Consider the following 23,123-nt stretch of genomic DNA (forward strand, 5'->3'; position numbering starts at 1 on the left):
CGACGGACAGTCACGACGCCGGACGGCCCGCGGTCACACCGTCGTACGACCTGCTCTCAGGCCCCGGCGCCGGCGCCGCCGCGCTCGGCGACCAGGGCGGCCGCCTCTTCGCGCAGGTCACGGCGGAGTTCCTTGGGCAGCGAGAAGGTGATGGACTCCTCGGCCGCCTTGACGATCTCGACGTCGCCGTAGCCGCGCTCGGCGAGCCACTCCAGGACCTGCTCGACCAGGACCTCCGGGACGGAGGCGCCGGAGGTGACGCCGACCGTGGTGACGCCCTCCAGCCAGGCCTCGTCGATCTCGCCGGCGAAGTCGACCAGGTACGCCTCGCGCGAGCCGGCCAGCTTGGCGACCTCGACCAGCCGCTTGGAGTTGGAGGAGTTGCGGGAGCCGACCACGATGACGAGTTCGGCCTCGGCGCCCATCTGCTTCACGGCGAGCTGACGGTTCTGCGTGGCGTAGCAGATGTCGTCGCTCGGCGGCGAGATGAGCTGCGGGAACTTCTCCTTCAGGGCGTCGACGGTCTCCATCGTCTCGTCCACGCTCAACGTGGTCTGGGACAGCCAGACGACCTTGGACTCGTCGCGGACCTCGACCTTGGCGACGTCGGCGGGGCCGTCGACCAGCTGGATGTGGTCGGGGGCCTCGCCGGAGGTGCCGATGACCTCCTCGTGGCCCTCGTGGCCGATCAGCAGGATGTCGTAGTCCTCGTTCGCGAACCGGACGGCTTCCTTGTGGACCTTGGTGACCAGCGGGCAGGTGGCGTCGATGGTGGCGAGCCGGCCGCGCTCGGCCTCCTCGTGGACGACGGGCGCGACGCCGTGCGCGGAGAACATCACGATGTTGCCCGGCGGGACCTCCTCGGTCCGCTCGACGAAGATCGCGCCCTTCTTCTCCAGGGTCTGCACGACGTACTTGTTGTGGACGATCTCGTGCCGGACGTAGACCGGGGCCCCGTACTGCTCCAGGGCCCTCTCGACGGCGATCACGGCGCGGTCCACGCCCGCGCAGTAGCCACGGGGGGCGGCGAGCAGGACACGGCGGCCAGACGAAGCAGTCATGGCACCCATCGTAAGGCCGCGTCCGGGGGGCGTTGATCGGGTCCGGGTGACGGTCCTGAGGAGAGAGCGGACCGGTTCGCGGCACGGCGGCGGGGCGGTCCTGTCGGTGGGCGCCGTTACGCTCGCCGCATGGCTTTGAACACGTCCGCCGAGACACCCGTGCCCGTCGGTGAGATCTCCCGGCTCATCGGCGGATGGATCGACCGGCTCGGCGCGGTGTGGGTCGAGGGGCAGATCACCCAGCTGTCGCGGCGGCCCGGCGCCGGGGTGGTGTTCCTGACGCTGCGCGATCCGTCGTACGACATCTCGATCGGCGTCACCTGTTTCCGGCAGGTGTTCGACGCCGTCGCCGATGTCGTCGGGGAGGGCGCCCGGGTCGTCGTGCACGCGAAGCCGGAGTGGTACGCGCCGCGCGGGCAGCTGTCGCTGCGGGCGGCCGAGATAAGGCCGGTCGGCGTCGGGGAGTTGCTGGCGCGGCTGGAGATGCTCAAGAAGGCGCTGGCCGCGGAGGGCCTGTTCGCCGCCGAGCGGAAGAAGCCGTTGCCGTTCCTGCCGCAGTTGATCGGGCTGGTGTGCGGGCGGGCCTCGGCCGCCGAGCGGGACGTGCTGGAGAACGCCCGGCACCGGTGGCCGGCGGTGCGCTTCGAGGTGCGCAACGTGCCGGTGCAGGGCGTGCACGCCGTGCCGCAGGTCGTACAGGCCGTGAAGGAGCTGGACGCGATCGAGGCGGTGGATGTGATCGTCGTCGCGCGCGGGGGCGGCAGCGTGGAGGATCTGCTGCCGTTCTCCGACGAGCAGTTGGTGCGGGCGGTGGCCGAGTGCCGTACGCCCGTGGTGTCCGCCATCGGCCACGAGCCCGACACCCCGCTGCTCGACTACGTCGCCGACCTGCGCGCCTCGACGCCCACCGACGCGGCCAAGAAGGTCGTACCGGACGTGGGTGAGGAGCTGGAGCGGGTGCGGATGCTGCGGGACCGGGCCCGGCGGTGCGTCGACGGGGTGGTGGCGCGGGAGGAGCGGGGGCTGGCCCAGGCGCTGGCGCGGCCTGCCATGGAGGATCCGCACCGGATGCTCGACGAGCGGGCCGATCACGTGGCCGGGCTGGTCGATCGCTCGCGGCGCACCCTGCGGCACCTGCTGGACCGCGCCGACTCGGAGCTGACGCACACGCACGCGCGCGTGGTGGCCCTCTCCCCCGCCGCCACCCTGAAGCGCGGTTACGCCGTGCTGCAGAAGGGCGACGGGCACGTGGTGCGCGACGGCGGGGAGGTCGAGCCGGGTGAGGTGCTGCGGGCGCGGGTCGCGGAGGGCGACTTCACGGTGCGGGTCGAGGGCTAGTACAGGTTGACGAGAAAGGCACGTGCATGAGCGGCAGGACCGAAGAGGCGCTCTCCTACGAGCAGGCGCGGGACGAGCTGATCGACGTCGTCCGGCGGCTGGAGGCCGGCGGGACGAGCCTGGAGGAGTCGCTCGCGCTCTGGGAGCGGGGCGAGGAGCTGGCCAAGGTGTGCAGGCGGTGGCTGGAGGGGGCGCGGGCCCGGCTGGACGCGGCGCTGGCCGAGGAGGAGGAAGCGGAAGCGGAGGGGAAGAGCGAGGAGGGCTGAGGGGGAACGAGGGGGAGGAGACGGCGAGGCTGTGAGGCTGTGAGGCGGCTCACCACGATCCCTCTTTTGTTGAAGCTTGAACCTTCCTTCGCTAGGGTCGCACCGACAAGCTATCCGGACCACGGTCCGGATTCCGTGCCGACTCCCTCGGGAAGTTCACCATGTCTCTCGTTCTCGACCCCGCCGCCCAGGACCTGCTGTTCCGTGAGGCCCGCACCGCCAACACCTTCACCGACGAGCCGGTGACCGACGAGCAGGTCCAGGCGATCTACGACCTGGTCAAGTTCGGCCCGACCTCCATGAACCAGTCGCCGCTGCGCGTCGTCCTGGTCCGCTCGCCCGAGGCCCGTGAGCGCCTGGTGCGGCACATGTCCGAGGGCAACCAGAAGAAGACCGCCGCCGCCCCGCTGGTCGCGATCCTCGCCGCGGACAACGAGTTCCACGAGGAGCTGCCGCACCTCTTCCCGCACTTCCCGCAGGCCAAGGACATGTTCGCCGGCAGCCGGGAGAACCGCGAGAAGAACGCCACCCTGAACGCCGCCCTCCAGGCCGCGTACTTCATCATCGGCGTCCGCGCCGCCGGCCTCGCCGCCGGCCCGATGACCGGCCTGGACCTCGCGGCCGTCCAGAAGGAGTTCCTGGACGACGACCACACCCCGCTGATGGTCGTCAACATCGGCAAGCCGGGCCCGGACGCCTGGTTCCCGCGCGGCCCGCGCCTGGCCTACGACGACGTCGTCACGACCGTCTGAGCAGCCCCCGTGCACGGAAGAGGCCCCCGGCGTCGCCGGGGGCCTCTTCCGTGCACGGGCGTGCGGAGCCGCCTCAGGAGGTCTTCAGCGCCGCGGCCATCTTCGTCAGCTGGGCGAAGGACGCCGTACCGGCCACCACCGTGGTCGAACCGCGGGTGCCGTCGAGCACCAGGGCGTCGTAGCGGCCGCCCGTGTAGTGCGTCCAGGTGCGGTCGCCGATCCTCTCGGCCGTCTTCGTGGCCGTCGCGCCCTGGCTCGCGTCGGCGATGAAGTCCGCCGGCTTCTGAGTGGACTGCTCGATCTGGACGTACTGACCGTCGGGGGTCTGGTACCCGAGGTGCCAGCGGTCGCCCTCCGCGCCCTGGAACCGCACCGACGTGGCCTTCCAGCCGCTGGGCAGACCCTCGGGTGCGGCGACCGGGTAGCTCGCGGCGCGACGCGCCGTCAGCAGCTCCACCCGGTAGTCCACCCTCGGAAGGTCGGGAGCGTGATCGTCGTGCGGGACGAGAAGATAGATGAAACCCGCCGCGAGGCCGATCAGGGCCAGGGAGAGAATCATGTCCCGGACCGTCTTCTGCTTGCCGTTCGTGCCTGCCACGCCCTCTATGGTCGCAGGTACCCCTTGCGCTCATCCGTGGGGTCCCCTGCTCATTTTGTCAGCCTGGCGATAGAGTCGACGGGAACCCTCATCCGGCCGTCGTCGTATCAGAAAGGTGCGCTCCGATGACCGAGAATCATCATCACCTGCCGTCCGAGCTCGATGTACCCTCCGAGGCCCCCGACCGCAACCTCGCCCTGGAGCTCGTCCGGGTCACCGAGGCCGCCGCGATGGCGGCGGGGCGCTGGGTGGGCCGCGGCGACAAGAACGGCGCCGACGGCGCCGCGGTCCGCGCGATGCGCACCCTCGTCTCCACCGTGTCGATGAACGGCGTGGTCGTCATCGGCGAGGGCGAGAAGGACGAGGCCCCGATGCTCTTCAACGGGGAGCACGTCGGTGACGGCACCGGGCCCGAGGTCGACATCGCCGTCGACCCGATCGACGGGACGACGCTGACCGCGAAGGGCATGCCCAACGCGATCTCGGTGCTGGCCGCCGCCGAACGCGGGGCCATGTTCGACCCGTCCGCCGTGTTCTACATGGACAAACTGGTCACGGGCCCGGAAGCGGCGGACTTCGTCGACATCAACGCGCCCATCTCCGTCAACATCCGCCGGGTCGCCAAGGCGAAGCGGTCCTCGCCGGAGGGCGTGACCGTGGTCATCCTGGACCGGCCGCGGCACGAAGGGATCATCAAGGAGATCCGGGAGGCCGGCGCGCGCATCAAGCTGATCTCCGACGGTGACGTCGCCGGGTCGATCTACGCGCTGCGCGAGGGCACGGGCGTGGACATGCTGCTCGGGATCGGCGGCACGCCCGAGGGCATCATCTCGGCCTGCGCGGTGAAGTGCCTGGGCGGGACGATCCAGGGCAAGCTGTGGCCCAAGGACGACGAGGAGCGGCAGCGGGCGATCGACGCCGGGCACGACCTGGACCGGGTGCTGACCACCGAGGACCTGGTGACCGGGGAGAACGTGTTCTTCGTCGCCACCGGCATCACGGACGGCGAGCTGCTGCGGGGCGTGCGGTACCGGTCGGAGACCGCGCTGACCGAGTCGATCGTGATGCGGTCCAAGTCGGGGACGGTGCGGCGGATCGACTCCGAGCACCGGCTGCGCAAGCTGCGGGCGTACAGCACGATCGATTTCGACAGGGCGAAGTAGCGCCTTCGGGGGTGGGGGCTGGGATGCGCCGGCGAGTGCGGGCGCGTCGTGGCTCGTCGCGCAGCGCCCCGCGCCCCTGTGGGGCGCTGCCCCCTACGGCATCGAAAAGGCGCCCTCTGTGCGGAGAGGGCGCCTTTTGTCAGCCTGCCTGGGCTATGCGGTTCGCCGCCGTCGCTCGTGCCGCCTTCTTCAGTTCCGCGTCGCGTCGCCTGCGCCTCGCCAGCACCACCCGGCGTTCCGCCGCCGTGAGGCCGCCCCAGACGCCGTAGGGCTCCGGCTGGAGCAGGGCGTGTTCGCGGCACTCCACCATGACGGGACAGCGGGCGCAGACCCGCTTGGCCGCCTCCTCCCGGGACAGCCGGGCGGCGGTGGGTTCCTTGGAGGGGGCGAAGAACAGGCCTGCCTCGTCGCGCCGGCACACCGCCTCGGTGTGCCAGGGTGCGTCTTGGTCCCTGTCCCGCACTGGCACCCGCTGGGCCGGAACGGCAGCTACCTGCAGGGACGAATGCGGCGGTTGCAGCACGGGTCTACTCCTGACGACGGCTTCGCGAGCGAGAGACGATGCAGCAAGGCCTACCCGCTGTGCGCGGGCCTATGCACAGCGTCCTCAACAGCCCTGGCTCGGCGGCCCGTTCACGACCCCGGGGGCCGCCGGACCGGCACCGATTCGCGACCGTCAACGGTCCAGGTGTTTGCGCAACTTCCGGTCGACCTTGGCGTGCACCCGGTCCAGGATGTCCTCGACGAACTTCCCGCGCTTCGGCCGCGCCTCCACGTTCCCGAGGACGGCCCACCCGTCGACGTAGACGACCGGCGCGTCCGGGTCGCCCGAATCCAGCGTGTCCGCCTCGAAGTTGCCCAGCACACCCCCGCCGGTGCCGCGCAGCGACACGTTCTCCGGGACCCGGATCTGCACGTCGCCGAAGACCGAGAACGCCTTGATGACGACCTGCTGGTACTCGAAGATCGCCTCCGTGAGGTCGATCTCGACGGAGCCGAACACCGCGTACGCGTGCAGCCGGCGGCCGGGCCGCCAGCGGCCGCGGCGGCGGGCGCTGCTGAAGACGGCCACCACGTTGCTGTCCGCCTCGACGGGGATCGCGCCGGGCGCCGGACGCGGCGGCGCCGACGGGTGGCCGGGGGCGGCCGGACGGGCGTGGGCCGCGGGCAGATCCCGTATGAAGACCTCCAGCTCCCCCACCGTCTTGGCGTTCAGCACCCCCTCCACGCGCTCGGCGTGCTCGTCGGCGGTCAGGCGCCCCTCGGCGAGCGCCTCCCGCAGGATGTCGGCGATGCGGTCACGGTCGGCGTCCGAGGCGCGCAGCTCGGCGGCCGGCGCTCCGGCGTGCCCCTGAACGGTCTGCTTCTGAAGGTCCACGACAGCAGCGTACCGAAACGCGATAGATCGCGACTAGGGGTCGGAGTCGGCCGGGCGTGTCGAACTGAGCCCTACCTCACAGGTTCCGTGTCGGCGGCAGGTTCTACGCTGGACAGCGCCCGTCGACGCCGACGGGCGGCCGTCCGTCAGAGTGAGGAATGGGCTGAGATGCCTGAGTTCGCGTACACCGATCTGCTCCCCCAGGGCGAGGACACCACGCCGTACCGGCTGGTGACCTCCGAGGGCGTGTCCACCGTCGAGGGACCGGACGGACGGACGTTCCTCAAGGTGGAGCCGGAGGCGCTGCGCAAGCTCGCCGCGGAGGCGATCCACGACATCCAGCACTACCTGCGCCCCGCCCACCTCGCCCAGCTGCGCCGGATCATCGACGACCCGGAGGCGTCGGCCAACGACAAGTTCGTCGCGCTCGACCTGCTGAAGAACGCGAACATCGCGGCGGCCGGCGTGCTGCCCATGTGCCAGGACACCGGCACGGCGATCGTGATGGGCAAGCGCGGCCAGAACGTGCTCACCGAGGGCGGCGACGAGGCGGCCCTGAGCCGCGGCATCTACGACGCGTACCTCAACCTCAACCTGCGCTACTCCCAGATGGCTCCGCTCACCATGTGGGAGGAGAAGAACACCGGTTCCAACCTGCCGGCCCAGATCGAGCTGTACGCCACCGACGGCGGCGCCTACAAGTTCCTCTTCATGGCCAAGGGCGGCGGCTCGGCCAACAAGTCGTTCCTGTACCAGGAGACCAAGGCCGTCCTGAACGAGGCCTCCATGATGAAGTTCCTGGAGGAGAAGATCCGTTCGCTGGGCACGGCCGCCTGCCCGCCGTACCACCTGGCGATCGTCGTCGGCGGCACGTCCGCCGAGTTCGCGCTGAAGACCGCGAAGTACGCCTCCGCGCACTACCTGGACGAGATCCCGGCCGAGGGCTCGGAGCTGGGCCACGGCTTCCGGGACAAGGACCTGGAGCAGAAGGTCTTCGAGCTGACGCAGAAGATCGGCATCGGCGCGCAGTTCGGCGGCAAGTACTTCTGCCACGACGTGCGCGTGGTGCGGCTGCCCCGGCACGGCGCGTCCTGCCCGGTCGCCATCGCCGTGTCCTGCTCCGCGGACCGCCAGGCCGTCGCGAAGATCACCGCCGAGGGCGTCTTCCTGGAGCAGCTGGAGACCGACCCGGCGCGGTTCCTGCCGGAGACGACCGACGAGCACCTGGACGAGTCGTCGGACGTCGTGAAGATCGACCTGAACCAGCCGATGGACACGATCCTCGCCGAGCTGACCAAGTACCCGGTCAAGACCCGGCTCTCGCTCACCGGCCCGCTGGTCGTCGCCCGGGACATCGCGCACGCCAAGATCAAGGAGCGGCTGGACGCGGGCGAGGAGATGCCGCAGTACCTGAAGGACCACCCGGTGTACTACGCCGGTCCGGCCAAGACCCCCGAGGGCTACGCGTCCGGTTCCTTCGGCCCGACCACGGCCGGCCGCATGGACTCCTACGTCGAGCAGTTCCAGGCGGCGGGCGGCTCCAAGGTGATGCTGGCCAAGGGCAACCGCAGCAAGCAGGTCACCGACGCCTGCGCCGAGCACGGCGGCTTCTACCTGGGCTCAATCGGCGGCCCGGCCGCCCGGCTCGCCCAGGACTGCATCAAGAAGGTCGAGGTCGTCGAGTACGAGGAACTCGGCATGGAGGCGGTCTGGAAGATCGAGGTCGAGGACTTCCCGGCGTTCATCGTCGTCGACGACAAGGGCAACGACTTCTTCCAGGATCCGGCTCCCGCCCCGACGTTCACGACGATCCCCGTGCGGGGCCCGGGTCTGGGCTGATCCCGCGCTCCGCGCCCGCCCCTGGTCCGTACGGGGGCGGGTGGCGGCGGTCCGGAACATCCCCGCGGGCCCGATCGCTATACGGGTATGAGCGACTACCGCATCGAGCACGACTCCATGGGCGAGGTCCGGGTGCCCGCCGAAGCCAAGTGGCGGGCCCAGACGCAGCGCGCCGTCGAGAACTTCCCGATCTCCGGCCAACGGATCGAGCGCGCCCACATCGAGGCGCTCGCCCGCGTCAAGGGCGCCGCGGCGAAGGTGAACGCGCGGCTCGGGGTGCTCGACGAGGACGTGGCCGAGGCGATCCAGGAGGCGGCCGCGGAGGTCGCCCGCGGGGACTGGGACGAGCAGTTCCCCGTCGACGTCTTCCAGACGGGCTCGGGCACCTCGTCCAACATGAACGCCAACGAGGTCATCGCCACGCTGGCGAGCGAGCGGCTCGGCCGGGACGTCCACCCCAACGACCACGTCAACGCCTCGCAGTCCTCCAACGACGTCTTCCCGTCGTCGATCCACATCGCCGCCACCGCCGCCGTCACCCGGGACCTGATCCCTGCTCTCGAACACCTCGCCGACTCCCTGGGCCGGAAGTCCGAGGAGTTCGCCGAGGTCGTGAAGTCCGGGCGTACGCACCTGATGGACGCCACACCGGTGACGCTCGGGCAGGAGTTCGGCGGGTACGCCGCGCAGGTGCGGTACGGCGTCGAGCGGCTGCGTGCCTCACTGCCCCGGCTCGCGGAACTGCCGCTCGGCGGGACCGCGGTCGGCACCGGGATCAACACCCCGCCCGGGTTCTCCGCCGCCGTGATGGAGGAGGTCGCCCGGGTGACCGGGCTGCCGTTCACCGAGGCCCGCGACCACTTCGAGGCGCAGGGCGCGCGGGACGGGATCGTCGAGACCAGCGGGCAGCTGCGGACCGTCGCGGTCGGCCTGACGAAGATCGCCAACGATCTGCGGTGGATGGCCTCCGGGCCGCGCACCGGACTCGCGGAGATCGCGCTGCCCGATCTCCAGCCGGGGTCCTCGATCATGCCGGGAAAGGTCAACCCGGTCGTCCCCGAAGCCGTGTTGATGGTGTCGGCCCAGGTCATCGGGAACGACCAGACCATCGCGTTCGCCGGTGCGGCCGGCAACTTCGAGCTCAACGTGATGCTTCCGGTCATCGCGAAGAACGTGCTGGAGTCGGTGCGGCTGCTCGCCAACGTGGCGCGGCTGCTGGCCGACCGGACGGTGGACGGCATCACCGCGAACCGGGAGCGGGCGCGGGAGTACGCCGAGTCGTCGCCGTCCGTGGTGACGCCGCTCAACAGGTACATCGGGTACGAGGAGGCGGCAAAGGTCGCCAAGAAGTCGCTGGCGGAGCGCAAGACGATCCGTCAGGTGGTGCTGGAGGGCGGGTACGTCGAGAAGGGCGAGCTGACCGTCGAGCAGTTGGACGAGGCGCTGGATGTCCTGCGGATGACACACCCGTAACCGGGTGCGAACGTTTCGCGCCGCCCGGGGAGAACCGTGACGTCCACCGCAGCGTCGTATGCCTGTGGCACCTAATATCTGTGCATGGCAGACGGTGGAGCGGTGAGACGCGTGAGGCGCGGGGAAACGGGTGGCGCGACCGGGAACGGGAGCGGTTTCTGGACGCCGGGGAGTCAAATCCTGTGGCGGTACCGGGAGAACGCCGGGAACGGCTTCCACATCGCGCGCCCCGTCACCGTCGTACGGGACGACGCGGAGCTGCTGGCCGTGTGGCTGGCGCCCGGCACCGAGTGCGTCAGGCCCGTGTTCACCGACGGCTCCTCGGTGCGCGAGGAGCCGCTGGAGTCGCGGTACACCAAGCCGCGGACCGTGGGGCACGGCCGCTGGCTGGGCACCGGGGTGCTGAAGCTGGCCAGGCCCGGTGAGCCCTGGTCGGTGTGGCTGTTCTGGGAGCCGGGCTGGCACTTCAAGAACTGGTACGTCAACCTTGAGCAGCCGCTGGCCCGTTGGGACGGCGGGGTGGACTCGGAGGACTACTTCCTGGACATCGCGGTGCACCCCGACCGCAGGTGGGAGTGGCTCGACGAGGACGAGTTCGCGCAGGCCCAGCAGGACGGGCTGATGGACGCGGCGAAGGCCGCGGCGGCGCGGGCCGCGGGCCTGTCCGCGGTGGAGGCGGTACGGGCCTGGCAGGCGCCGTTCTCGGACGGCTGGCAGCACTGGCGGCCGGACCCGGCCTGGGCGGTTCCGTCGCTGCCGAAGGACTGGGACCGCACGGCCGCGCACGTGTCCTCATGAGACCCTTGATGCGCCCCCGGTCCACAACCGTAGGATCGTCCTCCGCAAGGGCGCGTCGAGGACACGCGTCGTGCGCAACTCCCGGGCGATCTTCCGGGCTTGACCGAACGTCACCGAGGGGCGGCAGGACGTGAGCGAGGGGTACGAGGGCAGCACGGGCGAACGGCGCGCCGGCCCGGGACCGTTCGCCGGTGGCACGGCAACGGTCTCCAGCCACGCCGGAAATCCGTTCCTGGGGCAGCTAATCCGGGTATCGGACTTTCGGCGGGACCACCTGCGCGCCCGGCGCGCAGCCCCGGACGGACGGATTCGACACGCGTGACGGAGCACCCCACCTCCTACGAGCGCCCGCAGCCGGGCGCCGACCCCGCTCAGGCCCGCGGGGCGCTCCTGCGTGCCCCGCAGTCCCAGGCGCAGGCACAGCCCCATCCGCTCGGCAGCACCGCGTTATCCGCGCAGGCACGCCCGGGCGAGACGCCCTCCGGCCCCGGTACCAGCACGTCCAAGGAGCACTCCGTCAACGGCCCCGAGCACGCCCAGCCCACCAGCGCTGAGCCCGATCCGCACCGGCCGCGCCCCACCGAGGGCATCCCGCCCCAGCCGGGCGCGGAGCAGGAGCGGGCCGCGGGCCCCCAGGAGCGTCGCAGCGGACGCGGGCTGCCGCCCGGTCGGCCGATGCCGATGCGGCGGGACGGCGACCGGCTGCGTTTCGTGGGCGCCGCGACCCGCCGCATCGCCCGGGGCATCGACCTCGACGAGATCGTGATGGGGTTGTGCCGGGCGACGGTGCCGACCTTCTCGGACGCGATCCTGGTCTATCTGCGCGACCCGCTGCCGGTCGGCGACGAACGGCCCACCGGCGCGGTGGTGCTGCGGCTGCGCCGTACCGACCGGATCCCGGAGGAACGGGACACCGAGGGCGGTTTCCCGCAACTGCCCGTGCCGGAGCCGGATCCCGCCGACGTCGGGCTGGCCGAGCTCACCGCCGAGCTGTGCGAGGTACGGCCGGGCGGTGCCCTGAACGAGGTGCTACGGGGCGTGCGGCCGGTTTTCGCGGACTCCCCCGCGGCGCGCTCCGCCCTGCCCGAACTCCTCGGCGAGGGCAACGAGTCACTCGTCCCCGGCGCCCAGCGCGCGATCCTGGCCCCGCTGCGCGGCCGCCGCCGGGTGATCGGCGCGGCCCTGTTCCTGCGCCGTCCGGAGCGGCTCGCGTTCGAGGCGGACGATCTGCTGGTCGCCGCCCAGCTCGCCACGCACACCGCGCTCGGCATCGACAAGGCGGTGCTGTACGGCCGGGAGGCCTACATCGCCGACGAGTTGCAGCGGACCATGCTGCCCGAGCACCTGCCGAGCGCGACCGGGGTACGGCTGGCGTCCCGCTACCTGCCGGCGGCCGAGACCGCGCGGGTGGGCGGTGACTGGTACGACGCGATCCCGCTGCCCGGCAGCCGGGTCGCCCTGGTCGTCGGCGACGTGATGGGCCACTCCATGACCTCGGCGGCCATCATGGGCCAGCTGCGGACCACCGCGCAGACCCTGGCGGGCCTGGACCTGCCTCCGCAGGAGGTCCTGCACCACCTCGACGAGCAGGCCCAGCGGCTCGGCAGCGACCGCATGGCGACCTGCCTGTACGCCGTCTACGACCCGGTGTCGCACCGCATCACCATCGCCAACGCCGGGCATCCGCCGCCGGTGCTGCTGCACCTGGGTGGCCGGGCCGAGGTGCTGCGGGTGCCGCCGGGGGCGCCGATCGGGGTGGGCGGGGTCGACTTCGAGGCGGTGGAGCTGGACGCGCCCGCCGGGGCGACGCTGCTGCTGTACACCGACGGCCTGGTGGAGTCCCGGCTGCGGGACGTGTGGACCGGGATAGAGCAGCTGCGGGAGAAGCTCGCCGCGACCGCGCAGCTGACGGGGCCGGATCATCCGCCGCCGCTGGAGGCCCTGTGCGACGAGGTGCTCGACATGCTGGGGCCGGGTGACCGTGACGACGACATCGCGCTGCTCGCCGCCCGGTTCGACGGGATCGCGCCGAGCGATGTGGCGTACTGGTACCTGGAGCCCGAGGACGCGGCGCCCGGCCGGGCCCGGCGGCTCGCGCGCCGGGCGCTGTCCCGCTGGGGGCTGGAGGAGCTGTCCGACTCCGTCGAGCTGCTGGTCAGCGAGGTGGTCACCAACGCGGTGCGGTACGCCTCACGGCCGGTGACCTTGCGGCTGCTGCGGACGGATGTGCTGCGCTGCGAAGTGGGCGACGACGTGCCGCAGTTGCCGCGGCTGCGGCAGGCCCGGGCGACGGACGAGGGCGGCCGCGGGCTGTACCTCGTCAACCGACTGGCCAGACGGTGGGGAGCGACGCGGCTCAGCACCGGGAAGGTCGTCTGGTTCGAGCTGAACCGGTGACGCCGTAGGGGCAACCCCCAGCACTCCTGGGAGTTGCCCCTACGGCGTTGCTACTGGCCGCTCACCGGGTCCAGCGGGTTGTTGGTGTCGCCGTCCGTCGGGGTCTCCGCCGGGAGCGACGGCTCGTTCGTCGTGGGCGGCGGGGAGGTCGTCGGCGTCTGGGACGGGGTCCGCGACGGGGTCTGGGACGGGGTCGCCGACTTCGACGGGGTCTTGCTGGGCGTCTGGGAAGGCGTCTGCGAGGGGGTCGCCGACTTCGACGGGGTCACGGTGGGCTGGACCGCCGCGCCCAGGTCGGTCTCCAGCTCGAACTTCTGCTTCTTGGTGACGCCGAAGGTGTACGTCGCCCAGATCTGCGCCGGGTAACCGCCGCCGTTGATACGGCCGGTGCCGGGGATGAGGCCGGTGGCACCGGTCAGCGGGACCTGGTTGTGGGTCTTGGCGTCCTCGCCGAACAGGCCGACCGAGGTGACCAGGTCGGGCGTGTAACCGGTGAACCAGGCCGACTTGTTGTTGTCGGAGGTACCCGTCTTGCCCGCCACCTGCTGGCCGTTGCGCAGCGGGTTCTGCGCCACCGACACCTTCGCCGTACCGTCGTCGACCACGCCGGTCAGCACCGAGGTCACCTGGTCGGCGGCGGCGCGGCTGATGACCTGCTCGCCGATCGGGTCCGGGATGTCGACCTTGCGGCCGGTCTTCTCCGCCGACGCGATGACCGTCGGGGTGACCTTTTTGCCGTGGTTGTCGAAGGTGGCGTACACCCCGGCCATCTCCAGCGGGCTCGCGCCCATGCTGCCGAGGGTCATGGCGGGCACCGCCTGCAGGCCCGTGGTGTCGAGGCCCAGCTGGTCGGCGGTCCGCATGACGTTCTTCATGCCGACGTCCACACCCATCTGCGCGAACACCGAGTTGACGGACTTGTTCATCGCCGTCTGCACGGTGATGTCGCCGTAGTCGGTCTTGTCCTCGTTCGGCGGCGAGAAGGCGATGTCGCTGCCCTTGACCGGACGGCCGCTGGTGCCGTCGTAGATGGTGTTCGCGTTGATGTCCTTGCCGTCCTGCGTCTTCGCCTGCTCTTCCAGGGCGGCGGCGAGGATGATCGGCTTGAAGGTGGACGCGGGCTGGTAGTCGGCGCGGGTGGCGTTGTCGGTGTAGTGGTCGTAGTAGCTCGTGCCGCCGTACAGGGCGAGGATCTTGCCCGTCCTGGGGTCGACGGAGACGGCGCCGGCCTGGACGTTCTTGTCGACCTTGCGCTTCTTTCCGTCGAGCTTGCTGGTGAGCTGGCTCTTGACGGCCGCCTCCAGCTTGGCCTGCTTCTTCGGGTCGATGTTCAGGGTGATGGTCCAGCCCTGGTCGACGACGAGGGCCTCCGCATCGGACCGGCTGATGTTCTGTTGCTTCATCAGCTGGTTCTCCAGCTGGGTGTTGGCCAGTTCGATCAGGTAGCCCTTCTGGCCCTCGAGGCCGGAGGCGGCCTTCGGTGGCTTGGGGATCGGGAACTTCATGGCGTCCCGCTTGGACTTGTCCAGCCAGCCCTGCCCGACCATGTTGTTCAGGACGTAGTTCCAGCGCTGCTGCACCAGCTCCCTGCCTGCCTTGCTCGCCACCGCCCAGTCGTACTGGCTCGGCGCCTGGAGCAGCGCGGCGAGGTAGGCGCCCTGCTGGACGTTGAGGTCCTTGGCGTCGACGTGGTAGTAGGCCTGGGCGGCGGCCTGGATGCCGTAGGCGCCGCGGCCGTAGTAGCTGGTGTTGATGTAACCGGCGAGGATGTAGTCCTTGGACTTCTCGCGGTCCACCTTCAGCGTGATGACCAGTTCCTTCAGCTTGCGCGTGATGGTCTGGTCCTGGTCGAGGTAGTAGTTCTTGACGTACTGCTGGGTGATCGTCGAACCGCCCTGGGTGCCGCGGCCCATCGCGGTGTTGTAGAGGCCGCGGGCCATGCCCCGCAGGTTGATGCCGTTGTCGCTGTAGAAGGTCTTGTTCTCGGCCGCGACGAAGGTGTGCTGGACGTCCTTCGGGACCTTCGACAGGTCCACGATCTCGCGGTTGACGGTGCCCTTGCGGGCGAGGACCGTGCCGTCGCTGTATTTGTAGACGTTGCTCTGGGTCTGCGCGAGGGCGTTGCCCGCGGGGACGCTGACCATCACGTACAGCGCGATGAAGGTGCCGATGCCCAGCAGACAGACGCCCAGGAACGTGCCGAGCATCTTCTTCCAGGTGAACAGCCGGCGTATCCGGCCCTTGGCGGGCTTGCCGCCGTTGCCCGGCCTGGTCTTGGCGGCGGCCTTGCGGCGCTCCGCGCGGGTGGCACCCTCGGCCACGGAAGGGGCCGCGGCGGCGGCGGCGGTGCCGCCCGCCGCCGGCGTCTCGGACTCGGGTGGCGGGGACGGGCGGTTCCGGGGCGCGGCACGGCGGCCACCCCGCTGCCGCGCTTTTCTCTCTTCCGCTCGTCCCATGAGTCCGTCTGCTCCGCTTCGTCTCGGCTGTCACACGTGTGTGCGGCTGTCGCACAAGCACTTGGCTCAGGTCAGTCCAGAAAGCTAACACCGCTCTCTATGACAAAGGACGCACGATCACGCCTTTCGCGGACGTGACAATCAGCACCCTGTCCAACGGAACCGACGACCAGGGGAGACGCAGGGTTGCTCCGCGCGTTAAAGTGATATCACTTAGCTAGAACCGAGCTAGGCTTCGTCACTCAGGGGGGAACCCATGTCCGGCCATGACTCGACACTGACCGCCGACGTACCCGAGATGCCCGCCCCGCGCGTGCGGGAGTTCACGGCACACAGCATCGGCGGCGGGCTCGCGCTGCTGCTGGGCCTGGTGGGGCTGGCGGCCGCCGTGGCGCTCTTCGCCGCCGCCTCCGTCGACCCCGCCTTCGCGGTCGGCGGCGTCCTCGTCTTCCTCGCCGCCATCGTCGCGATACGCGGGCTGAACACAGTGGCACCGGGCGAGGCGCGGGTCGTCCAGCTGTTCGGGCGGTACCGGGGCACGATCCGGCAGGACGGCCTGCGCTGGGTGAACCCCTTCACCTCGCGCACGAGGATCTCCACCCGGGTGCGCAACCACGAGACCGCGGTCCTCAAGGTCAACGACGCCTACGGCAACCCCATCGAGCTCGCCGCGGTCGTGGTGTGGAAGGTCCAGGACACCGCGCAGGCCGTCTTCGAGGTCGACGACTACACCGAGTTCGTCGCCACGCAGACCGAGACCGCGGTGCGGCACATCGCCATCGAGTACCCGTACGACGCGCACGACGAGGGCGGGCTCTCGCTGCGCGGCAACGCCGAGGAGATCACCGAGAAGCTGGCCGTCGAACTCCAGGCGCGGGTGGAGGCGGCCGGGGTGCGGATCGTGGAGTCGCGCTTCACGCATCTCGCGTACGCTCCGGAGATCGCCTCCGCGATGCTCCAGCGGCAGCAGGCCGGTGCGGTGGTGGCCGCACGGCGGCAGATAGTCGACGGTGCGGTGGGCATGGTGGAGGCGGCGCTCGCGCGGATCGCCGAGCAGGACATCGTGGAACTGGACGAGGAGCGCAAGGCGGCGATGGTGTCCAACCTGATGGTGGTGCTGTGCGGGGACCGGGCGCCGCAGCCGGTGCTCAACACCGGGACCCTCTACCAGTGACGGACTCGCCCTCTCCCGAGGAGGCGCCGCGGCGCCGGCCGCAGCAGCGCAAGCAGGTGCTGCTGCGGCTGGACCCGTCGGTGTACGACGCACTGGCGCGCTGGGCGGGCGAGGAGTTGCGCTCGGCCAACGCCCAGATCGAGTTCCTGCTGCGCCGCGCCCTCGCGGAAGCGGGCCGCCTCCCCGGCGAGGCGGGCCCCCTGCCACGCCGGGGCCGGCCACCGGGTGGCACCGCCCCGGGACCCCCGTCGGCCTGAAGCCCGGCCGCCGCGGCGCGGTGTCGCAGAACCGTGACATTCGGCCCCCACCTGCGCGGACACCCAGCGCGAAGCCGACGCGAGGACCGTGGGCCACGGCCTGCACACGGCGTGTATACACACCGCGTATACACGGTGTGTAGAGTGCTCCGCATGTCCATCGGTCACACCCTCCTGGGGCTCCTGGAGTCCGGCCCGCGCCACGGTTACGACCTCAAGCGGGCCTTCGACGAGAAGTTCGGTCACGACCGGCCGCTCCACTACGGCCAGGTCTATTCGACGATGTCCCGGCTGCTGAAGAACGGCCTGGTCGAGGTCGACGGCATCGAGGCGGGCGGCGGCCCGGAGCGGAAGCGGTACGCCATCACGGACGCCGGGATCACCGACGTCGAACGGTGGCTGGCGACGCCCGAGAAGCCGGAGGAGTACCTCCAGTCGACGCTGTACACCAAGGTCGTGCTCGCGCTGCTGACGCACCGCGACGCCGCCGACATCCTGGACGGCCAGCGGGCCGAGCACCTGCGCAGCATGCGCATCCTGACGGACCGCAAGCGCCGCGGCGATCTCGCCGACCAGCTCATCTGCGACCACGCCCTGTTCCACCTGGAGGCGGACCTGCGGTGGCTGGAACTGACGGCAGCGCGGCTCGACAAGCTCCGGACGGAGGTGGCCAGGTGAGCGCTCCCGCTGGTTCGCTGCTCGCGGCCGAGGGGCTGCGGAAGGCCTACGGCCCGACCGTCGCGCTCGACGGGGCCGAGTTCTCGATACACGCCGGCGAGGTGGTCGCCGTCATGGGCCCGTCCGGGTCCGGCAAGTCGACCCTGCTGCACTGCCTCGCCGGGATCGTGCCGCCGGACGCGGGTTCGATCCTGTACGCCGGGCGGGAGATGGCGACCATGACCGACGCCGAGCGCAGTGCGCTCAGGCGCAGCGAGTTCGGGTTCGTCTTCCAGTTCGGGCAGCTGGTGCCGGAACTGACCTGTGTGGAGAACGTGGCGCTGCCGCTGCGACTGAACGGCACCTCCCGCAAGGAGGCCGAGAAGGCGGCCCTCGGATGGATGGCACGGCTGGAGGTCGACGACCTCGCGAAGAAGCGGCCCGGTGAGGTCTCCGGCGGCCAGGGGCAGCGGGTCGCGGTGGCGCGGGCCCTGGTGACCGGGCCGCGGGTGGTGTTCGCGGACGAGCCGACCGGCGCGCTGGACTCGCTCAACGGCGAGCGCGTGATGGAGCTGCTGACGGACGCCGCCCGGTCCACCAACGCGGCCGTCGTGCTGGTCACGCACGAGGCGCGGGTGGCCGCCTACTCCGACCGCGAGATCGTCGTACGGGACGGCAAGTCCCGGGACATGGAGCGGACCGTATGAGCGGGCGCTGGGCCGGGGATCTGGCCATGGGGGCGCGGTTCGCCTTCACCGGTGGGCGGGAGGGCTGGATCCGGGCCCTGCTCACCGCGGTCGGCGTGGGACTCGGCGTCGCCCTGCTGCTGCTCACGGCGGCGGTGCCGAACATCCTGGACGCCCGCCACGCGAAGGAGGCCACGCGGCAGGACTTCGCGGTGACACCGCCGAAGATCCCCGCGGCCGACGACACGATCGTCGTCGGCCATGTGAACACCTCGTGGTACGGCGCGGACATCCGGGCCCGGCTGGTCGACCCCGACGGACCGCACGCCCCGGTGCCGGTGGGCATCGACCGCGTCCCGGCGGCCGGCGAGATGTACGTCTCCCCCGCCCTGGAGAAGCTGCTGAAGGCGCCCGGCAACGGCCTGCTGCGCGAGCGGCTGCCCGCGAAGGTGGTCGGGACGATCGGTGAGCGGGGGCTGGTCGGCCCGACCGAACTCGCCTACTACATGGGCGTGCAGGGGCTGGAGCGGGAGATCGGCCACGGCCCCGAGGTCGGCCGCATCAGGCACTTCGGGAACTCCTCCGGTGACTCCTCGGACGGGCTGGACCCGATCCTGCTGCTGCTCGTGCTGCTCGTCTTCGTGGTGCTGCTGGCCCCGGTCGGCATCTTCATCGCCACCGCCGTACAGCTCGGCGGCGAGCGGCGCGACCGGCGGCTCGCCGCGCTGCGGCTGGTCGGCTGCGACGGCCGGATGGTCCGCCGGATCGCCGCCGGGGAGGCCATGGCGGGCGCGGTGCTCGGCCTGGTGCTCGGCACCGGGTTCTTCCTGCTGGGCAGCCAGGCGGCGGCCACGATCGAGCTGTTCGACGTCAGCGTCTACCCGGACTACCTCACCCCGACGCCGGCCCTGGCCGCCCTGGTCGCCGTCGCGGTGCCCGCCGCAGCGGTCCTGGTCACCCTGTTCGCGATGCGCCGGGTCGTCATCGAACCGCTCGGCGTGGTCCGCACGGCGCGGCCCGCGCGGCGCCGGCTGTGGTGGCGGCTGCTGCTGCCGGTCGGCGGCCTCGCGATGCTCTACCCGATGATCGGACAGGGCGCCGACGGCGGGGACTTCAACCAGTACCTGGTGACCGGTGGCGTGCTGGCGCTGCTGGTCGGCGTCACCGCGCTGCTGCCCTGGGTGGTGGAACGCGCCGTCGGTCGCCTCGGCAACGGCGCCGTCTCCTGGCAACTCGCGGTGCGCAGGCTTCAGTTGAGCAGCGGTACGGCCGCCCGGATGGTCAACGGCGTGGCGGTGGCGGTGGCCGGCGCGATCGCCCTGCAGATGCTGTTCTCCGGCGTGCAGGCCGACTACACCAAGAACACCGGGAAGGACCCGCACCGCGCCCAGATGGAGGTGGACCTGCCGGACGGCGTCCAGGTGGCCGCCGCGGGGGCCAGGCTCAAGGCGACCAGGGGGGTGAAGGGGGCGGTGGCGCTGTCCCGGACGGAGTACGGCGACAAGCGCCTCGACCCGGGGACCACCATGCAGGTGATCGTCGGGGACTGCGCGGCCCTGCGCGAGGTGGCGGTCCTGCCGTCCTGCCGCGAGGGGGACGCCTTCCTGTCCGCCGCCTGGTCCGACGACCCGGGGGCCCGCAAGCTGCTGGCCCCGGGCCGCGCGGTGTGGGTCGGCCCGTCCTACAGCGGCAGCCCCGGCGTCGAGGCCCCGTGGACCGTACCGGCGAAGCTGCCGAAGGTGTCCACCCGCAAGGACGCGCTGAGCACCGACCTCAACGGGGTCCTGGTCACCCCGTCCGCACTGCCCGCGAAGGCGCGGACGGCTCCGAGCGGAACCGTGTACCTGCGGCTGGACACCGCAGTGCCGGACGCGGAGGAGCGGGTGCGCACCGCCGTCATGGGCATGGACCCGCTCGCCTACACCTGGACCTGGGCGGCGACCACCCGCAACCCGAAGTACGACACCATCCGCACCGGCCTGTTCGTGGGCGCGGCCGCCGTCCTCGCGCTCATCGGGGCGAGCCTGCTGGTCACCCAGCTGGAGCAGTTGCGGGAGCGCAGGAAGCTGCTGTCGGCGCTGATCGCGTTCGGCACCCGGCGCCGTACCCTCACCCTGTCCGTGCTGTGGCAGTCGGCGATCCCCATCGCGCTGGGCCTGCTGCTCGCGGCGGCGGTCGGGCTGACGCTCGGCGGGGTGCTGATGAAGATGACGGCGGTGCCGTTGCGGGTGGACTGGGTGAGCGTGCTGTCGATGACCGGTGTCGGCGCGGGGGTCGTCGTCGCGGTGACCCTGCTCAGTCTGCCGCCGCTGCTGCGGCTGATGCGCCCCGACGGCCTGCGGACCGAGTAGCGGACACCGGAAGTCGCCCCGAAGACCCCGCCCACCGGTCAGTGAGCGGGGTCTTCGGCCGTCTCCAGCTCCGCGTCCTCGGGCCTCGCGGCGGCCGCGTCGGCAGCCTCCGCCGCTTCGGCCTCGACGTCCTCGTCCTCCTCGTACCGTTCGTGCGAGTGCTGGTGGAGATAGCCGACCACCGTGTTCGTCACCGCCACCAGCGGTACGGCCACCACCGCGCCGCCGATGCCCGCGACCATGCCGCCGGCCGCGACCGTGAGGACCACCGCGAGCGGGTGCACCCGGACCGCCCGGCCGAGGATGAACGGCTGCAGGACATGGCCCTCGATCTGCTGCACGGCGAGGACGACGACCAGCGTCATGACCGCCGTGAACACGCCCTGGGTGACGAGGGCCACGACCACGGCCAGGGCGCCCGAGGCGACCGCGCCGACCAGCGGGATGAACGAGAAAAGGAAGATGAAGACGGCGAGCGGGACGGCCATGGGGACGTCCAGGAAGTAGATGCCCAGGCCGATGAATATGGCGTCGATGAGGGCGACCAGCACCGTGCCCCGCACATAGGCGGTCAGGGTGCGCCAGGCCCGCGGTCCGGCACCGGCCACACCCTCGCGGGCGGCGGAGGGGACCAGCTTCAGGAACCACTGCCAGATGCGCGCACCGTCGTAGAGCAGGAAGAGCGTCGAGAAGAAGACCAGCAGCAGGCCGGTCAGCGCCTCGACCACGACCTGGACGCCCTCCAGACCGAAGGACGTTATCTGGTCGGTGTTGGCGCCGATCGCCTCGCGGAGGTTCTTGGCGATCTGGTTGATCTGCTTGTCGGTGACGTGGAAGGGGCTCTTCAGGAGCCAGTTGCGCAGATCGTCGATGCCGCTCTGGATCTGGTTGGAGAGCGTGTCGATGTTCTCCATGACCTGCCAGGTCACGAACCAGCCCATCAGGCCGATCACCACGAACCCGGAGATCGCGGTGATCGCCGTGGCCGGGCCGCGCGGCACGCCGCGCCGGCACAGCCGGGCGACCGTGGGCTGGAGCAGCGCGGTGATCAGCAGCGCGATGACGAAGGCGAAGACGACGAGCTGCACGGCGCTGATGATCCGCATCAGGACCCAGACCGTGCCGGCGAGCACCAGCAGCCGCCAGCCGGCCTCGGCGGCGACCCGCACTCCCCAGGGGACGGCTGTGACGGGGTCGGGGCGCGGGGCGGGTTTCCGGGGCCGCTGGGGCCGCTCGGCCTTCTGGGCCGGCACGGGGGCGGATGCCGACGCGGACGACGGGGGCGGTTCCGGTTCGCCGCGCTCCCGCTCCACCTCGGCCCGCCGCTCGTCCAACCGCTCGCCCATCTCGGTCAGTCCGGCACCGAGCCGGCCGAGCCACTGAGGCACTCGCGACATGATCCGCCCTCTGCTCCTCACCACTCCCCCCTGGAGTCGTCCGCTCCGACCGTACAGGGCGACAGCCCCTCCCCCAAGGACGGGGAGGGGCTGTCGGAGGTTGAGAGACCGAACGGCTCTAGTACCAGTGGTTCGCCTGCCAGAAGGACCAGGCCTCGCACGGGCTGCCGTAGCGGGAGTTCATGTAGTTGAGGCCCCACTTGATCTGGGTGGCCGGGTTGGTCTGCCAGTCGGCGCCCACGGAGGACATCTTGGAGCCGGGCAGCGCCTGGAAGAGGCCGTAGGCACCGGAGGAGGCGTTGACCGCCTGGTAGTTCCAGCTGGACTCGTGGTCCACGATGTTGCTGAAGCACTGGAACTGACCGCTCGCCACCATGCTCTGCGCCATCGCCTGGATCTGCGCCACGGTGTACGAGCTCTGGACCGGGAAGCTGGCCACGGACGCGGAGCGGCTGGCCGCCTTCTTCGCCTCGGCGCGCTCCTTGGCCTCCTTGGCCGCCTTCTCCGCCGCGGCCTTCTTGGCCGTCGCGGTCTTGGCCGCCGCCACCCGGGCCGCCTGCTCGGCGTCCTTCTTGGCGCTCGCGTCGGCCTGGATGGCCATGGCGTCGGCCTGCTGCGTCAGGGAGGCGGTCTGCACCTGGGCCTGCTGACCAGCGGGCAGGTCGGCGAGGAGCGTGGTGTCGGCTGCTGTCGCCTCTGCGTCGTTGTTCGGCTGCGCCACGCTGCCCGAGGCAACACCGACGACGCTTCCGACAGCGGTGACCGCCGTGGCCGAGGCCACTGCGAATCCCCGGACCGAGATCCGGCTCACACGGTTTCCTTCCAGCATCGCCCGCTTCGGTGACCCTGGCGGACGCAATCGTGCCCCTGGCGCTGGCCTCCTCACTACTGGGTCACGGGAGACACGGGCCCGGTGGGCGGCTCCCGCGAGGGAGCGCCGCGTGGTGCTCGGGCGGCATACGACGTCGCTATGGAATTGGCTGCGCTGCATCTGTTGTTCCGTACCGCTGGGGGTACAGGTGTGTCGTATGCGGGGCCTGACAGGAACGAGACTCTGCCGTAACCGGACGCCGGGTGGCAAT

20 protein-coding genes are annotated in these 23,123 nt (G+C 71.1%); 13 read left to right on the plus strand and 7 right to left on the minus strand.

Translation table 11 applies throughout. The features are described from left to right. Nucleotides 1-56: 56 nt before the first annotated feature. The gene (locus ACZ3KP_RS09530; protein WP_467497802.1) at nucleotides 57-1,070 is read right to left on the minus strand and encodes a 4-hydroxy-3-methylbut-2-enyl diphosphate reductase; all 1,014 of its coding nucleotides are present in this window, start codon (nucleotides 1,068-1,070) and stop codon (nucleotides 57-59) included. A gap of 120 nt (nucleotides 1,071-1,190) precedes the next feature. On the opposite strand from ACZ3KP_RS09530, the gene xseA reads away from it, so the two are divergent. From xseA to ACZ3KP_RS09545, 3 genes are all read left to right on the plus strand, one after another. After that, nucleotides 1,191-2,399, plus strand: a complete 1,209-nt coding sequence (gene xseA / locus ACZ3KP_RS09535; RefSeq protein ID WP_467497804.1) for an exodeoxyribonuclease VII large subunit — start codon at nucleotides 1,191-1,193, stop codon at nucleotides 2,397-2,399. Nucleotides 2,400-2,425: 26 nt separating this feature from the next. Further along, nucleotides 2,426-2,665, plus strand: coding sequence for an exodeoxyribonuclease VII small subunit (locus ACZ3KP_RS09540; RefSeq protein ID WP_467497806.1), 240 nt, complete (start codon nucleotides 2,426-2,428; stop codon nucleotides 2,663-2,665). 161 nt (nucleotides 2,666-2,826) lie between these two features. Continuing rightward, entirely contained in the window at nucleotides 2,827-3,417 is a 591-nt protein-coding gene (locus ACZ3KP_RS09545) for a malonic semialdehyde reductase (RefSeq protein WP_467497808.1), read from the plus strand. Nucleotides 3,418-3,490: 73 nt separating this feature from the next. Here the strand turns inward: ACZ3KP_RS09545 and ACZ3KP_RS09550 are convergent, their stop codons facing one another. Next, a complete protein-coding gene (locus ACZ3KP_RS09550; protein WP_467497810.1) occupies nucleotides 3,491-4,015 on the minus strand; it encodes a DUF4245 domain-containing protein in 525 nt (174 codons plus the stop codon). 125 nt (nucleotides 4,016-4,140) lie between these two features. Between ACZ3KP_RS09550 and glpX the strand changes: the two genes are divergently transcribed. Further along, a complete protein-coding gene (gene glpX, locus ACZ3KP_RS09555; RefSeq protein ID WP_467497812.1) occupies nucleotides 4,141-5,178 on the plus strand; it encodes a class II fructose-bisphosphatase in 1,038 nt (345 codons plus the stop codon). 139 nt (nucleotides 5,179-5,317) lie between these two features. On the opposite strand, the gene ACZ3KP_RS09560 is transcribed toward glpX, so the two are convergent. Beyond that, nucleotides 5,318-5,701, minus strand: coding sequence for a WhiB family transcriptional regulator (locus ACZ3KP_RS09560; RefSeq protein ID WP_132891182.1), 384 nt, complete (start codon nucleotides 5,699-5,701; stop codon nucleotides 5,318-5,320). 153 nt (nucleotides 5,702-5,854) lie between these two features. Beyond that, nucleotides 5,855-6,556 (minus strand): DUF1707 SHOCT-like domain-containing protein, encoded by a 702-nt coding sequence (locus ACZ3KP_RS09565; RefSeq protein ID WP_467497814.1) that lies wholly within the window; start codon nucleotides 6,554-6,556, stop codon nucleotides 5,855-5,857. A 168-nt stretch (nucleotides 6,557-6,724) separates the two neighbouring features. On the opposite strand from ACZ3KP_RS09565, the gene ACZ3KP_RS09570 reads away from it, so the two are divergent. The 4 genes from ACZ3KP_RS09570 to ACZ3KP_RS09585 all read left to right on the plus strand — a co-directional run bounded on the left by ACZ3KP_RS09570 (nucleotide 6,725) and on the right by ACZ3KP_RS09585 (nucleotide 13,063). Then, a complete protein-coding gene (locus tag ACZ3KP_RS09570) occupies nucleotides 6,725-8,395 on the plus strand; it encodes a fumarate hydratase (RefSeq protein WP_360566435.1) in 1,671 nt (556 codons plus the stop codon). Nucleotides 8,396-8,482: 87 nt separating this feature from the next. Next, nucleotides 8,483-9,868 (plus strand): class II fumarate hydratase, encoded by a 1,386-nt coding sequence (locus tag ACZ3KP_RS09575; protein ID WP_467497817.1) that lies wholly within the window; start codon nucleotides 8,483-8,485, stop codon nucleotides 9,866-9,868. 84 nt (nucleotides 9,869-9,952) lie between these two features. Then, a complete protein-coding gene (gene fomD, locus ACZ3KP_RS09580; protein WP_467497819.1) occupies nucleotides 9,953-10,666 on the plus strand; it encodes a cytidylyl-2-hydroxypropylphosphonate hydrolase in 714 nt (237 codons plus the stop codon). A gap of 318 nt (nucleotides 10,667-10,984) precedes the next feature. Then, complete coding sequence (locus tag ACZ3KP_RS09585; RefSeq protein ID WP_467497821.1) at nucleotides 10,985-13,063, plus strand: SpoIIE family protein phosphatase; 2,079 nt, start codon at nucleotides 10,985-10,987, stop codon at nucleotides 13,061-13,063. Between the two features lie 50 nt (nucleotides 13,064-13,113). Here ACZ3KP_RS09585 and ACZ3KP_RS09590 read toward each other — a convergent pair whose 3' ends face one another. Further along, a complete protein-coding gene (locus tag ACZ3KP_RS09590; RefSeq protein WP_467497823.1) occupies nucleotides 13,114-15,519 on the minus strand; it encodes a transglycosylase domain-containing protein in 2,406 nt (801 codons plus the stop codon). Between the two features lie 256 nt (nucleotides 15,520-15,775). Between ACZ3KP_RS09590 and ACZ3KP_RS09595 the strand changes: the two genes are divergently transcribed. The 5 genes from ACZ3KP_RS09595 (at nucleotide 15,776) to ACZ3KP_RS09615 (ending at nucleotide 20,644) form a co-directional block, all read left to right on the plus strand. Continuing rightward, on the plus strand, nucleotides 15,776-16,693 hold the full coding sequence (locus ACZ3KP_RS09595) for an SPFH domain-containing protein (RefSeq protein WP_358978485.1): 918 nt from the start codon (nucleotides 15,776-15,778) through the stop codon (nucleotides 16,691-16,693). Continuing rightward, on the plus strand, nucleotides 16,690-16,950 hold the full coding sequence (locus ACZ3KP_RS09600; protein WP_467497826.1) for a type II toxin-antitoxin system antitoxin: 261 nt from the start codon (nucleotides 16,690-16,692) through the stop codon (nucleotides 16,948-16,950). The genes ACZ3KP_RS09595 and ACZ3KP_RS09600 overlap by 4 nt, the downstream gene beginning before the upstream one ends. Before the next feature lie 153 nt (nucleotides 16,951-17,103). Further along, nucleotides 17,104-17,628 carry a PadR family transcriptional regulator gene (locus ACZ3KP_RS09605; protein WP_358978489.1) on the plus strand — a complete coding sequence of 175 codons (525 nt, stop codon included), beginning with the start codon at nucleotides 17,104-17,106 and terminating at the stop codon, nucleotides 17,626-17,628. Then, a complete protein-coding gene (locus ACZ3KP_RS09610; RefSeq protein WP_467497828.1) occupies nucleotides 17,625-18,314 on the plus strand; it encodes an ABC transporter ATP-binding protein in 690 nt (229 codons plus the stop codon). The genes ACZ3KP_RS09605 and ACZ3KP_RS09610 overlap by 4 nt, the downstream gene beginning before the upstream one ends. After that, complete coding sequence (locus ACZ3KP_RS09615) at nucleotides 18,311-20,644, plus strand: FtsX-like permease family protein (protein ID WP_467497830.1); 2,334 nt, start codon at nucleotides 18,311-18,313, stop codon at nucleotides 20,642-20,644. Before ACZ3KP_RS09610 ends, ACZ3KP_RS09615 begins: the two co-directional genes overlap by 4 nt. 38 nt (nucleotides 20,645-20,682) lie before the next feature. Here ACZ3KP_RS09615 and ACZ3KP_RS09620 read toward each other — a convergent pair whose 3' ends face one another. Then, on the minus strand, nucleotides 20,683-22,041 hold the full coding sequence (locus tag ACZ3KP_RS09620; protein ID WP_467497831.1) for an AI-2E family transporter: 1,359 nt from the start codon (nucleotides 22,039-22,041) through the stop codon (nucleotides 20,683-20,685). A gap of 118 nt (nucleotides 22,042-22,159) precedes the next feature. Further along, nucleotides 22,160-22,852, minus strand: coding sequence for an aggregation-promoting factor C-terminal-like domain-containing protein (locus tag ACZ3KP_RS09625; RefSeq protein ID WP_467497833.1), 693 nt, complete (start codon nucleotides 22,850-22,852; stop codon nucleotides 22,160-22,162). Nucleotides 22,853-23,123 lie beyond the last annotated feature (271 nt).

The sequence above is a fragment of the Streptomyces sp. NPDC020958 genome (assembly GCF_055562175.1).

Coding starts and splice junctions, on each gene's coding strand:
- ACZ3KP_RS09530 (WP_467497802.1), bottom strand. CDS start 1,070: ATGGGTGCCATGACTGCTTCGTCTGGCCGCCGTGTCCTGCTCGCCGCC.
- xseA (WP_467497804.1), top strand. CDS start 1,191: ATGGCTTTGAACACGTCCGCCGAGACACCCGTGCCCGTCGGTGAGATC.
- ACZ3KP_RS09540 (WP_467497806.1), top strand. CDS start 2,426: ATGAGCGGCAGGACCGAAGAGGCGCTCTCCTACGAGCAGGCGCGGGAC.
- ACZ3KP_RS09545 (WP_467497808.1), top strand. CDS start 2,827: ATGTCTCTCGTTCTCGACCCCGCCGCCCAGGACCTGCTGTTCCGTGAG.
- glpX (WP_467497812.1), top strand. CDS start 4,141: ATGACCGAGAATCATCATCACCTGCCGTCCGAGCTCGATGTACCCTCC.
- ACZ3KP_RS09570 (WP_360566435.1), top strand. CDS start 6,725: ATGCCTGAGTTCGCGTACACCGATCTGCTCCCCCAGGGCGAGGACACC.
- ACZ3KP_RS09575 (WP_467497817.1), top strand. CDS start 8,483: ATGAGCGACTACCGCATCGAGCACGACTCCATGGGCGAGGTCCGGGTG.
- fomD (WP_467497819.1), top strand. CDS start 9,953: ATGGCAGACGGTGGAGCGGTGAGACGCGTGAGGCGCGGGGAAACGGGT.
- ACZ3KP_RS09590 (WP_467497823.1), bottom strand. CDS start 15,519: ATGGGACGAGCGGAAGAGAGAAAAGCGCGGCAGCGGGGTGGCCGCCGT.
- ACZ3KP_RS09595 (WP_358978485.1), top strand. CDS start 15,776: ATGTCCGGCCATGACTCGACACTGACCGCCGACGTACCCGAGATGCCC.
- ACZ3KP_RS09605 (WP_358978489.1), top strand. CDS start 17,104: ATGTCCATCGGTCACACCCTCCTGGGGCTCCTGGAGTCCGGCCCGCGC.
- ACZ3KP_RS09615 (WP_467497830.1), top strand. CDS start 18,311: ATGAGCGGGCGCTGGGCCGGGGATCTGGCCATGGGGGCGCGGTTCGCC.
- ACZ3KP_RS09620 (WP_467497831.1), bottom strand. CDS start 22,041: ATGTCGCGAGTGCCTCAGTGGCTCGGCCGGCTCGGTGCCGGACTGACC.